General features: G+C 53.6%; 12 protein-coding genes. 5 read left to right on the forward strand and 7 right to left on the reverse strand.

Annotation, left to right across the window (positions count from 1 at the left end; genetic code table 11):
* Nucleotides 1–48: 48 nt before the first annotated feature.
* The gene (locus tag CKW31_RS07125; protein ID WP_095093672.1) at nucleotides 49–585 is read right to left on the reverse strand and encodes a DUF5625 family protein; all 537 of its coding nucleotides are present in this window, start codon (nucleotides 583–585) and stop codon (nucleotides 49–51) included.
* Nucleotides 586–969: 384 nt separating this feature from the next.
* On the opposite strand from CKW31_RS07125, the gene CKW31_RS07130 reads away from it, so the two are divergent.
* A complete protein-coding gene (locus CKW31_RS07130; RefSeq protein WP_256582510.1) occupies nucleotides 970–1,476 on the forward strand; it encodes a hypothetical protein in 507 nt (168 codons plus the stop codon).
* Between the two features lie 58 nt (nucleotides 1,477–1,534).
* On the opposite strand, the gene CKW31_RS07135 is transcribed toward CKW31_RS07130, so the two are convergent.
* The 6 genes from CKW31_RS07135 to CKW31_RS07165 form a co-directional block, all read right to left on the reverse strand.
* Entirely contained in the window at nucleotides 1,535–2,803 is a 1,269-nt protein-coding gene (locus CKW31_RS07135; RefSeq protein WP_095093673.1) for an OmpP1/FadL family transporter, read from the reverse strand.
* A 148-nt stretch (nucleotides 2,804–2,951) separates the two neighbouring features.
* Nucleotides 2,952–3,764 (reverse strand): DUF3108 domain-containing protein, encoded by an 813-nt coding sequence (locus CKW31_RS07140; RefSeq protein ID WP_141230118.1) that lies wholly within the window; start codon nucleotides 3,762–3,764, stop codon nucleotides 2,952–2,954.
* Nucleotides 3,765–4,447: 683 nt separating this feature from the next.
* A complete protein-coding gene (locus tag CKW31_RS07145; protein ID WP_095093675.1) occupies nucleotides 4,448–4,762 on the reverse strand; it encodes a hypothetical protein in 315 nt (104 codons plus the stop codon).
* Between the two features lie 176 nt (nucleotides 4,763–4,938).
* On the reverse strand, nucleotides 4,939–5,313 hold the full coding sequence (locus CKW31_RS07150; RefSeq protein ID WP_095093676.1) for a histone-like nucleoid-structuring protein, MvaT/MvaU family: 375 nt from the start codon (nucleotides 5,311–5,313) through the stop codon (nucleotides 4,939–4,941).
* A 117-nt stretch (nucleotides 5,314–5,430) separates the two neighbouring features.
* Nucleotides 5,431–6,588, reverse strand: coding sequence for a DUF6393 family protein (locus CKW31_RS07160; protein ID WP_218192136.1), 1,158 nt, complete (start codon nucleotides 6,586–6,588; stop codon nucleotides 5,431–5,433).
* A 58-nt stretch (nucleotides 6,589–6,646) separates the two neighbouring features.
* Nucleotides 6,647–6,946: a hypothetical protein gene (locus CKW31_RS07165; protein WP_141230119.1), complete on the reverse strand. Its 300-nt coding sequence runs from the start codon at nucleotides 6,944–6,946 to the stop codon at nucleotides 6,647–6,649.
* Between the two features lie 326 nt (nucleotides 6,947–7,272).
* On the opposite strand from CKW31_RS07165, the gene CKW31_RS07170 reads away from it, so the two are divergent.
* From CKW31_RS07170 to CKW31_RS07185, 4 genes are all read left to right on the forward strand, one after another.
* Nucleotides 7,273–9,456 (forward strand): outer membrane assembly lipoprotein YfiO, encoded by a 2,184-nt coding sequence (locus CKW31_RS07170; protein ID WP_095093678.1) that lies wholly within the window; start codon nucleotides 7,273–7,275, stop codon nucleotides 9,454–9,456.
* Entirely contained in the window at nucleotides 9,457–10,173 is a 717-nt protein-coding gene (locus tag CKW31_RS07175) for a DUF3142 domain-containing protein (protein ID WP_095093679.1), read from the forward strand. It abuts the gene before it with no gap.
* A 35-nt stretch (nucleotides 10,174–10,208) separates the two neighbouring features.
* Nucleotides 10,209–11,105 (forward strand): hypothetical protein, encoded by an 897-nt coding sequence (locus tag CKW31_RS07180; protein WP_095093680.1) that lies wholly within the window; start codon nucleotides 10,209–10,211, stop codon nucleotides 11,103–11,105.
* A gap of 79 nt (nucleotides 11,106–11,184) precedes the next feature.
* Nucleotides 11,185–11,664 (forward strand): DUF4189 domain-containing protein, encoded by a 480-nt coding sequence (locus CKW31_RS07185; protein ID WP_095093681.1) that lies wholly within the window; start codon nucleotides 11,185–11,187, stop codon nucleotides 11,662–11,664.
* Nucleotides 11,665–11,770: the final 106 nt, after the last annotated feature.

An 11,770-nucleotide genomic window follows, 5' to 3' on the forward strand; every position in this document is an offset into this window, starting at 1 on the left:
CAACTGCTTAGCTGCTTGTGATGACTGAACGGCCTTGCAAAGGCGGATTTATTTTCCCTGATGAGCCTTGCCAAAATGGATCTCGAGTGGGGCTGGAGGCGTATCGGCCAGGCTTCCTTCCCGCTGCACAGTCACTTGATAGTGACCCGTCTCAAGTTTTCTCTTAACCAGATCGGCACTCAGATAGTTGCCGGCCCAAGAGTTTAGTTTAGGGTGCATGACCTGCTGGTCCAGCATCTCTATACCGCTTTCGATCTCTTGAATGCGGACTTGAAATACTAACGCGGAACCTGGCTCGCTCCAGGTATCGCCCTTCCGGGCATCCCCACCCGCCAGGGCCCAGGCTTTCTCTCGCTCACCGCCGTCGCCGTATGGGTAATGAAGCGCCACGGCATAATTACCGGGTTCCGTCACCCACACTTCAAGATTTGTTGCACTTGCCGGGCCCTGCATGTCCAACACGACGCTATACCTTGGCGTGCGGTCTGTCGGGAACTGTGTAAACAAAAACATGACGAAGAGCACAATCGTTCCGCATACGACTGCCAGAATCCCGAGCGCACCGGCCAGCAGTTTTCTAAGCAAGGAAAGCCTCCCGGCGCAAACGCGCATTGCAATACTTAAGGATTGAGAAAGTTGGCGTCAACACACCCCGGCTGGTGATCGCTGTTATTGTCCACCGACTGCACCAGAGGGTAGCCACCTGGCGGGTGATTACTTCGTCGGAAAATAAAACCTGATGGTAGATGCTTAAAGGTTATTGCCCGCTACCTCTTCCAGGCAATAGCACATCTGTACTATAGGCAATTTTCTAACAGTCCCTTTAAGCTATCGCCATAAACGAAATCTACCAACCGTTAGAAGTATGCGTGGCCCGGTAACTCCACATGGCAAGTAACCTGCCATTTGCAGTCGCACCTGCACGAAAAAGATTAACACCATTCTACTTTCAGAACAGAGGTAACAGGCATGGGTACTTATTGCCAACTGGCAAAATTCAAAGGCTTGGCGACTGCAGCCATGTTAATGGCTGCGTTGACGGCCTGTTCAAGTGGTATCGGGAGTTCAATTCCTGGACTGGATTCTCTGACGGGCGATTCAAAGTATGCACCTGAGTACATTAAGGCAAACATTATTGCTGGCAAATCGTCAAAGCAACAGATTCGGGAAAAGTTTGGCGATCCTACCTCGGTGCGTGATGATTTAGGTAATGATTCTTCTGAGTGGGTCTACGACAGCAAAGATTCGAAACTGGGCAAGCTTGCGGACATGGCCTATAAATACACCAGCCGATATGGAGCAGGCGATTCTGCAAGCGCCATCATTGGTGGTCAAAACAAAGTAGGCGACGCTCAAGAAATTGCGGAAGACGCGGGCACGCTCTCAGGCAGCAACACCCCCGGAAAAAAGGTAAAAATCACCTCAATCCATATTGATTTCAGAGGTGAAGTCGTACGCGCCTTCAGGACTTATTGAGCAATGACCGATGCCTTTTAAAGATAAAAGGCATCGGTTCTCAGGCGCCCGGGCTCTATCAGAAACGGTAAGTAGCCCCTACCCCAAACAAGTTGGCGTCGCTTTGATAAGTCGCACTGTAACTCGCCAACGCATTGGAGCGACTGACATCAACGCTTTCTTCCTTGAGGTAGGAATAAGCCAGATCAATCGTCAATTGCGGCGTCACGTTATAGCCGACACCGACGCTGAATATCTGCCGATCGCCAGTCGGCGTTCGCGGCGAACGATTGGTGTTGCTGGTCGGCGATTGATCGAGCGTCAAACCGGCGCGCACGACCCATTGCGGGTTCAACTGGTACGCAGTGCCAATCGCATAAGCCCAGGTGTCATGCCAGTTCAGCCCTTCCTGAATGGAGCCAGTCAAAGCCGATGCCAACACACCACCCTGCGCTGCCGAGATCGGCTGATTACGCAGACTCAGGTCCTGCATGCTGCTCCAGCCGGTCCAGGTCGCGCTGGCGAAAAGCTTCCAGGCGTCGGTAATTTCCTGGGTAACCGAAAAATCGTAGGACTCAGGAGTCGTCACTTTCAGCGTGCAGTCATAGCGGTTGCTGGCCAGTATCTGCGGGGGCGTTCCTGCACCGGTGGCTACCTGAGTGTGACAGTCCAGCTTGTAATCCACTTTGGAGTGGTAGGTCAGCCCGACGCGGGTGGTATCGGTGGCATTGAACAACACGCCCAGATTGAAGCCGACAGCTGTGTCGTCACCTTTGACCTTGACGTTGGTGTCAGGAATGGCCGGATTCAGTGTGACGTCTGACTCAAGCGTGCCAGCAATGCGGTTGAAGGTAGGCCCGAAGCCGATCGACAACCGGTCGTTGAAGGCGTAACTGACGGTGGGCTGCAGCGTGACGACCTTGATGTCACTCTTGCTGGCAAACATGCGCCCCTGAAAGCCGTTTTCATAATCAGTCGACAGGCCAAACGGCGCATAGACACCGAAGCCAAAGGACCAGTGCTCATCGAGCTTTTGCGTATAGAAGCCGAATGGCACCGTGCTGAACGGGACCATATCGCCGTCATTGCTGCCAGTGGAACGACCGCTGACGTTGCTGATGTCCGTGGAGGCGTCGATGAATGTTGCGCCAGCGGTAATCTGCGTGCCTTCAAGGCGCGCCATGCCTGCCGGATTCCCGTACACGGTACCTGCGTCATTGGCGGCCGATGCGCGCCCTGCCTGACCACTGCCCATGGAACTGATGCTTTGTTCAGTGCGGGCGAAGCCGCCAGCAAGAACCTGAGTGGATACAAATGCAACGGCAAGGCCAAGGGTTGTCTTGAGCATGGTCATTTCTTTCTTCAGAACCCGTTATTGAAAAGCGCCGGGGAAGATCATCAACGATGCCTTCTCTTCCAGCATGAATCGGCGCGAGGCCGAGGCGAGTCCGTTCACACAGCAATCCGATAAATCAAACACTCAGTTTCATGGCGAGTTATTGCGAGGTGGTGACGATTTTTATCGTTTCGTTAGTCACGTCCGGCAATCCACCATGGGCTGGAACAAAAGTTTTTATGAGCCGCCCGCGGTACTGCCCGGCCGACGCAAACCAACTCTCGATGACAGCCAGATTTCGCCCATCCTTGCTGGAAGCGAGTCCCGAGGAAATCTCATTGGTGAACTTGCAGGTATCGAAAGTGCCCAGCCGCGTCGTTATTGTCTCTCGGCCGATGTAGGTGTGCTTTTCAGTAATATCGTACTCGACACCCGGCCCGGCCGTAACGGTTTTGCTACGGTAGCTGACCGTAATGGATTGACCCGGCTGAAGATCGATAGGGACGGCCGGCGGCGGCTCATTGTAAGTCGTGACCAGCGAAGCACCGCTGCCGTGCTGGTTGCCGTATCTGACGAGCTTGCCATCCACCAGATCGACAAAGGCATACCCGGTAAAGACCGGGGCGTTATTAATCAGCGTTGTCTGTGCCTGCATCAGCGGGTTGGCACCGGCAAATGATTGACGGCCGAGGGTCTCGGTTTTGTTGTGACCTGGCGCACCGGGCGCGCTGCTGATCCACGTCTGAGTTTCGACCACCGAGCCTTGACGGAAGTCGGTCTCGGCAACGCAAGTGCCTGACGACTTGTCGCTGGCAGCCGCTGAGCCTGCAAATACCCCGCTCCATGCCACAACCACCAAAGCAGCGAAGTGCATCGCTTGTTTTGGGTAGCGACGTTTCAAACTGAATTCACCCATGGACCGTCTCTTAGCCAGCAATAAACGCCCTCCGCCTGGCATTCGCTGCACAATCATTTGGCTGCGTCGACGTGAAGACAAACCACGGACGATATCAGCCGCTGAAAACGTGCTCAATAGCACATATGTGCTATATGGCCATGCTGGAGGTATGGACTTTTATTGCGCGGGAACCGCCCCGGTGTCCAGCCTGTAGGAGCGCACGAGCACCTACGGAAAAGTATTCCAAATTCAATAGTTGTACCGGGGTATCGATGACACCGCGCTATCTCGAAAACATTGTGATCTGTAGGAGCTGCCGAAGGCTGCGATCGCGGTGTATGAGGCAGGACGCCATCGCGGCCTCGCAGTGCTCGTGCACTCCTACAGGTCCCCTGCTTGCTGCGCGACAGCGTGATGTCGGAGACAACGGGGCAGCGCCTACAGAAAATGCTTTACAGATTGAACAGGGTAATTCAGCTCTGGAACCTGACTGGAGGGTAATGTTGGTTAATCCCTCACTTATGCAACGGCCCGGTGCTACCCATTCCCATGAAACCGCAGCCTATGGTTCTATAGCCACCGATGATGCAGCCCGTAATTCAGACAATCAATAAGGCTGGAAGAACTGGCCCGGTCATCATGGTTGATACTGATTCAAACGGAGCTTGTCAACTACCTGAACATAAACCGGGCTGATCTGCGGGGTAAGCAAAGTACATCGGCTGATCAACCCGAACTCAGATAGAGAGAGCGAAGCCTTAATAAGGTGATTGCTTGGTGGGCTCACCCTTTTTCGAACATGAAGGCGGGTTCGTCATGCCCATGGTCAGAATGTTGCCACCGTTAATGATGCAAACGAACTCTTTTTTATCGTTGGTTTTAAAGTTGGCGTAGGTGTTAGTGCCATCGGTACGACGATTGACGAGGGTCAATTCTTCGGGCGAGTAACCCAACGCACCAGCGCCAATCGATTTTATTTTTTCGTCATCCAGAATATTGGTTTTGCTGGCGATGATATTACAGCCTGCCAGACTTGAAACGATAAAAAGCGACAACGCGATTTTTTTGAACATGATGTTTAGTCTCCAGAGCGATTGCGATAAGACCAAACGATACCCGCTGCGAGTCCGTTAAAAAATAGTACACATGTGCTATGGGGATAAAGAATAAGGCGTGCGAAGTAAAAGGCCGGGGCCGTATAAAAAACATTACGATCATTCCCGGCGCACTATTGGCTATTTTATTCAAATCAGCTGGCGAGCCACGAGTCTACGACGTCTGCACCGTACTTGGTTTTCCATTCTTTAAGGGTGCGATGATTGCCGCCTTTCGTTTCAACAACCTCCCCCGTCTCGGGATTCTTGAACACCTTGATCACTCGCGCCCGGCGGGTTCTGCGCTCGGTGACAGGCTTGTCGGTGGTGAACCGGGGAGCGGCAGCGTGTGGATCAAGCACGGCCACCACATTTTTCAGACTGAAACCGTATTCAGCCAACAGGCCGCGCAACTTGGTTTCGAATTCGATCTCTTTCTTTAGCCCTTCATCGCCTTTCAGCGCATCCAGCTCTTTAAGCTGCTCGGCCAATTTTCTTTCCAGCAAACGAAACTCTGCAAGCTTGGACATTTATAACTCCATCACGTATTGGAGGTTGGAATGGGCGGGCAAACCGAATTGTCCTGTTCGCTCGCGGAAAAGCATTCAATGTTGCGCCAGGTCGCGCTGTGATCCAGAACAGCTTCTCTACTGGCTTTTTATACGAACGGCATTTACCTGACTAAGCATACTGTCTTTAGTGAACGCGAAGGTCATCACAACGGAACTGGCATCAGGGTCGACTATAGCCCGACCCCGATTATCCCGAACCACAACTCTGTCGGGAAGATTCTCGACAATCGTCCACGTACTGGACGGCGTAAATGCTCGGATGAGCGCCGCCTTGTGGGTATTCAGCGGAAAATATCGCGTGACCACATCGCTGACATCGATCTGTTCAAACCCGACCGGTTTTCTAGACGCGTAAATCTCTTCAAGCATGGCGTTCAGGTCCGTAGACGCGCCCCATGGAAAGCCGGGATCTGTCAGGCATTGTTTCAACCACTGCTCATCGCCCTCTTCGGCCCAGAGCTCCACGTCGAGACTGGCCAGCGGTTGTTTATCAATCTGGTCATAAATACGTTGCGTGTCTGCATCCGGAGCATCGGACCTGGCACTCCAGCCAGCACTGCCTTCAACGCAATTCTTGATACCAGGTTTGCACGTCGCAATCAGGTTTGGCTTCCCGTCAACGATATCTGCCACAGCACGGGTCTGATACAGGTCCCCGCTGGCCCAGTCCTGAGAAAGACTGCAGACCCGGTTCTTATTCTGATGAAAGCGAGTCCCGAAACAACCGTAGGCATAGGAATCCGCTTGTGGCACAAACTCACATGCAACGTTACTTCCGGCGAATCGACCGCCTGTAAATCCTGCATCAAACTTACTTTGATCAATAGCTCGCTTAACCAACTCAGGTTTCGCCAATGCCTGATCTGAAATCCGACCCAGTTGCCGGGTACGCTCCTGGATAGCTTTCAGCACAATATTGCTCTGCACCTGCCGGGTGTATGGCTCACCTGTCCGGGTATCAATACTGTCACGCAGTTTCCCGAGACTTTGATCTCTTGCGGTCATCCAGCGACGCTGGCTCGCAACCAGCATGCTGCGAATCCTTGCGTCATCTGCGCTCTTCAGGATCGACGCATAGGCTTTACCCATTGCCGCATCAGCAGTGAGCAGACGGGAATCGGCGCATATCAAATGTTCAATTTCGGATGATGCCTTACCACAATCCATGGATCGCGCCAGAGCATGCTGCGAAGAGAAAGCCAGCAAAATAACTGCAACCGCGGGGTACTTCATTAAGAGGATCCTTGGTAATTCTTGACCTGATATTTACCGGAACATTGTTGACCAGGATTTACAGACAACCCTCTTCCCGATAATTGCCGTCAACATAAGCCAGCGTATCGCCCGGCCCAGGCTGCCAGCGGACCCTGGCAGTCACCCTGCACGGTATCCATCCCTCGCGTCGTACAGCACCGTAATAACCTGCACTCTCAAACCATGTGGGCTTGAAGCCTTCCTTGTTGAGTTCGCGAACGAAGTCACCCGCGGGCATACCCAGAGGAAAGCGGGCGCGCAGACGACTGTCAAACTCCGCAGACGCGCCGTTCCATGAAGTGGGTAATCCATCAGTCAGAAAAGATGGCGAACGCACCGAGTCCCACATCAGAACGCTGAAAACTCCGATGACGACCCCTGAACCGTATAGCGCTGCATGTCGAAAAAATCTTCTAACGTTCAGTCCAGGAGCTAGTTCCACGGACAACCCCTTGATGGTTTCTGATCCTGCTCGCCTGTCATGACTCGCGTTTAGTGGTGCACTTCGAAAAGATGTAGCCAATGGCAGCAATTAATTCATTCATGCCAGGCCGTTTTCAATAGCACATGTGTGCTATTTGTTCGTGCGCGACCTCGGTATAGCCTTTCGCAATGCCACTCATGGGCATCGCTGATCTGTTAGTTATCTATGAAGGATGTTTTATGCACCATCGCTTGCTGACTACTCTGGCTCTTGCTGTAAGTGCGATCACTGCTTTCCAGGCTCAGGCGAGTGATGATGACTCCTGCACACCGACCTGGTCAGTCAACAAGAATCAATTCAGTGTTTGCAGCAATCTCCCTTTTCTCAGCCCCAGTAACGACAGCACCGTCAACTTGCGCCTGTTACTGGCAGACTTCGGCAAACTGCCGCTGACACCTGCGCCCCTTAGCAAAGATGACATCGCAGAAGGTTATGGTGAGGTGCCTTTCGCCTACTATCGCCTTCAACCCGCGTCTGACACTGAGAATGAAAGTACGACATCTTCGGACAGCGCAAAAAGCCAGAGCCTTGATCCATTGCTGACAAGCCTGGGAATCAAGCGCGAGCAGTCGGAGGTCGCCAGCTCGACACTGGTCGACGGTGAAGGCAGTCGTTGCCGAAGCAACAACGAACAGACAGCTGCAAATTTTATTCAGGCGCTGGTCAACACACAGGATTTATCACCTGCTGAACGCTCTGCACTGGGCGCGAGCAGGTTGCGTATGCTCTCGGCTTGCAGTTGGGAGCGAGAGCAAGTTAAAAGCATGCTGCCTGCGGATCTGCAGTCCGCTGCAGGCAAATCTTTCGCTACCTATCTGGAGGCTGCGGGGGATTTTTACAGCGGCCGGTTCCTTGAATCCACGTCTGGCTTTATGTCGCTCGCGAATAATCCCAATCCCTGGCTGAAAGACACATCGCTGTACATGATCGGCCGCAGCGAGTTGAACCTGGCTCAGGAGAAGGCCTTCGAGTACGGCGAGCTGAAGCCTGATCGGGTCGATAAAGCGGCTGCCCAACGCGCCGAGGAGGCCTTCGACAAGTACCTTGAAACGCTCCCGTCAGGCACTTATTCCGCCACAGCCAAAGGGCTGCAGCGCCGCGTCCACTGGCTGTTACAGGACACCAACAAGCTTGCTGCCGAGTATGAAGCGTTGTTTGCCGATATCGATAAAGCCACTCAAGCCGACAGCACCGCCTACGACGCGCTGATTCGCGAACTGGATCTGAAGCTGATCACGCCTAATAAAGCGCCTGTCAGTTCGCCACTGATTGCGGCGGTCAATGACCTGATGTGGATGCGCGTGGGCATATCGAACACGTTGACCGAACCGGCTCTGCTTCAGCAGAAAGAGATTTTTGCTCAACAGCCCGCACTCTTCAGCTACCTGCAAGCAGCGGTCGCCTTCTACACCGAAAAAAATCCGAATCGCGCGCTGCAATTGTTGCCTTCCGAGGTGCCTGACACGCTTGGCTATGTCGCGTTCAGCCAGCAAGTCTTGCGCGGCCTGGCGCTGGAGGCCATCAAGGATGACAAGACCGCACAGCAACTCTGGCTGCAATTGTTGAGCAAGGCCAAATTGCCGTTGCAGCAAGAGCAACTGCAGCTCGTGTTGGCGATGAACTATGAGCGCAGCGGTCAGGTGGCCGATGCATTCCGCGCAGACTCGCCGATCAAGAACGAGAAAGTGCGGTATATCCTGCTAGCCAAATCGGCTAATGCAGATCTACTGCGTCAACAGGTTACTCAGGGGATCAGCAAAACTGAACGCGACACCGCCCTCTTCCTGCTGCTCTATAAACAATTGATGCACGGTCAGTTCGCAGCGTTTGCCAAGGACCTGAAACAACTGCCTGATCAAGTCCCTGACACCAAGCTCAGTTACAGCCTGGGCTATCAATATGATCAGGGCCAGTCACTGGCACTGTTCAAATGGAACGGTGAAAAGGCTGAGTCCGGTTACCGCTGCCCGAGCATCGCCGAGATTGCGGCGGTACTGGAGAAAAACGCAAGTGACGACCAAGGTTTGATTTGCATGGGTGAGTTCATGCTGCGTAACCATCTGGACGACTCGCCACTGAATGAAAAGCTGACTGATGGCGTGTTGGGCGGCGGCCCCTCGAGTTTCCCGGGTGAGTCGTTCTCACGGCATAACGCTTACGTAACGGTCATCAACAATCCAAAGGCCAGTCACACAGACGTCGCCTATGCGCTTTACCGCGGGATTAATTGCTACGGCCCGGCGGGTATCAATAGCTGTGGCGGAGAGGATGTAGAACCCAAAGTCCGTAAATTCTGGTTCCAGGACCTCAAGAAAGAATTTGCTGATACCCGTTGGGCGAAATCCCAACAGTATTACTGGTAAATGCGGGCGCTGTTATGGCTGACCCTCGCCAGCCTGCTGCATGTTGCTCCGGCATCAGCTGCAGTTGAGGCCGAGGACTATGATGCGTTCTGGCTCTGGGGAGGCGTGTCATCGCAAACGGTGCTCGCCAAGGCCCAAACGCTGTATGTGCTGCAGGGACAAATCAGCAGTTCACGCAGTGAGCGCCATCAACGGGTGAATTTTGTCGCGCAGGGCATGCCAATCTCCAGGCTGCCTCAGGAAGAGCTCTGGATTGTTTATCGTGCACATACCCTGCGCTGGCCGGACTCTGTCTACACGCAGTTGCTCGGACAGCTCAGTCGATGGCGGCAGGCTGGTAACAACGTTGTAGGCATCCAGATCGACTTTGACGCCCGTACACGGTATCTCGGCGAGTACGTGGAATTCCTGCGCGATCTACGCGATCGCCTTCCCGAAAACTATCGATTGAGCATCACGGGTTTGATGGACTGGAGCAGTAACGCCGACGCGTCGGTCATCGGCGAGCTCAAAGGCGTGATCGACGAAGTGGTGGTTCAAACCTATCAGGGCAGGCACAGCATTCCGGATTACAAAGCCTATCTGCCGCGACTGAGTCGCCTGGGGCTGCCTTTCAAAGTGGGACTGATTCAGGGCGGTGAGTGGAATGCGCCCGGTTATCTGGAGCGTAGTCCGGGTTTTTTGGGGTATGTGGTGTTTCTGCAAAACCCTCAGTGAGCACACTTACATTGCCAGATCAGGGGCGACATCGTATGCAAAGCCACATCCATCCATCCTTGAAACGCCTGGCACTGGACTGTAGTGAGTGGGTTGAACGCGCCAGGCTTGAAAGTAAACACGAGAATTTCACAGCCGCTGTCCAGGGCTACCTCGATACCGCTGGCCCACTTCACGCAAAGGCGGGACTGCATCTGGACAGCCTGGCTCATTACTACGATGTGGCCAGCTGTGACGCGTTTCTTCGCGGCGACAGGCCAATGCTTAGCCGTACGCTTCAACGCGCAGCCTCCTTGAGGGCACTGATACTGCGTTGGGACGGTATGTACAGCCATATGCGTCAGGATCTAGGGAACTGGCCTAGAGAGTTTAAATACGGAATGAGGGCTGCCAGTCCGGCGATGTTTTCCTGGTGGGACCGCGCCGAGATCTGTGCCCGTTTATTTATCGAAATGGCCGAGAAAGATCAGCGTATTAACACGACGCGTGAGATGCGCAGGATAAAGCGCGGCACGAGCGACGCTTTATTGATTGGCCTGTTTTCCCAGGCATTCAACATCGAAACGGATTTCATCGCGCCAAAGCCGCTTATCCCAAGTTACCAGCTGCTACTGGAGCACTGGCAAAGCGAGGATGAATCCACCTTCACCACCGTCATGCAAGAAGCGGCTGACTTTCATATCAGCAGGAGCAAGGAAAATACAGACCGGCAAAGGTACGAGTTTGACGCCACGCTGGATCGCTGCTTCCCCGCCGAGCTACTTGCAGTTCAGGCCCTGCGTCGTCGAAAAGGTCTTCCCGAATTTACCGTAGGCCACCTCCTCATCGACACTCCCTGGAGTTTCGTGCAGGAGATGAAATCGGTGGAGCGCTATGCATTGGTGGATACCGTGGAGGCCAGATTGATTCATGACTATCCGGAATTTCGTTGAAGTCATACGCCAAGCTTAAAAAGCTGACGGCTAGATGAACACGCGTTTTTGCAGCAACCATTAAACCAGGACGACGAATATGATCCGCCCCGCACTGGCATTGATTTTGTTGATTTTCTCTACTGCGGCGTTCACTCAGACACGCTGCCCTGTAGGGGCTCAAGCAGGAAGTGCGCAATGCATGCCTGATGAACCTGCAACCGGAACGACACCTCCTCCCCGGCCGACCGGTGAATGGATAAAAACCTGGGGCGCAATTGCGACGTCGGAGCTGGGCAACACAGGTGTCAGTACTGGCTACGTGGAAAAAGATGCTGCAGAGGCAAGCGCAGTTTCGAGCTGCGAAAAACTGGGTAAAGAAAAATGCCAAGTGTCGCTGACATTTTTTAATCAGTGCGTGGCGGCCGCGATGTCTGATTCAGGTAAAGGCGCAGCATTGACCTCGGACACATTGGAAAAAGCATCCAGCCTGGTCAAAGATCGGTGTGAAAGTTTGTATGGCGGTCAGTGCCGGATCACTTTATCGGCCTGTACAGACGCCGTGTTCAATAAATTTTAGCTCAGACAACTACTGAGGCCAGACCTGAAATCGATCTATGGATTCAGGACCGAGAAGCCAGGGGCAGTTTCAAACCCGGCGCCGGATGCCGTACGTGAATTGGCAG

Source organism: Pseudomonas sp. Irchel 3A5, from assembly GCF_900187575.1.
In the GTDB taxonomy this organism is placed as follows: Bacteria; Pseudomonadota; Gammaproteobacteria; order Pseudomonadales; family Pseudomonadaceae; genus Aquipseudomonas; species Aquipseudomonas folii.

Excerpts from the sequence above, each read along its gene's own strand:
- CKW31_RS07130 (WP_256582510.1), top strand. The coding sequence starts at position 970 with ATGGGTACTTATTGCCAACTGGCAAAATTCAAAGGCTTGGCGACTGCA.
- CKW31_RS07135 (WP_095093673.1), bottom strand. The coding sequence starts at position 2,803 with ATGCTCAAGACAACCCTTGGCCTTGCCGTTGCATTTGTATCCACTCAG.
- CKW31_RS07140 (WP_141230118.1), bottom strand. The coding sequence starts at position 3,764 with ATGATTGTGCAGCGAATGCCAGGCGGAGGGCGTTTATTGCTGGCTAAG.
- CKW31_RS07145 (WP_095093675.1), bottom strand. The coding sequence starts at position 4,762 with ATGTTCAAAAAAATCGCGTTGTCGCTTTTTATCGTTTCAAGTCTGGCA.
- CKW31_RS07150 (WP_095093676.1), bottom strand. The coding sequence starts at position 5,313 with ATGTCCAAGCTTGCAGAGTTTCGTTTGCTGGAAAGAAAATTGGCCGAG.
- CKW31_RS07160 (WP_218192136.1), bottom strand. The coding sequence starts at position 6,588 with ATGAAGTACCCCGCGGTTGCAGTTATTTTGCTGGCTTTCTCTTCGCAG.
- CKW31_RS07170 (WP_095093678.1), top strand. The coding sequence starts at position 7,273 with ATGCACCATCGCTTGCTGACTACTCTGGCTCTTGCTGTAAGTGCGATC.
- CKW31_RS07175 (WP_095093679.1), top strand. The coding sequence starts at position 9,457 with ATGCGGGCGCTGTTATGGCTGACCCTCGCCAGCCTGCTGCATGTTGCT.
- CKW31_RS07180 (WP_095093680.1), top strand. The coding sequence starts at position 10,209 with ATGCAAAGCCACATCCATCCATCCTTGAAACGCCTGGCACTGGACTGT.
- CKW31_RS07185 (WP_095093681.1), top strand. The coding sequence starts at position 11,185 with ATGATCCGCCCCGCACTGGCATTGATTTTGTTGATTTTCTCTACTGCG.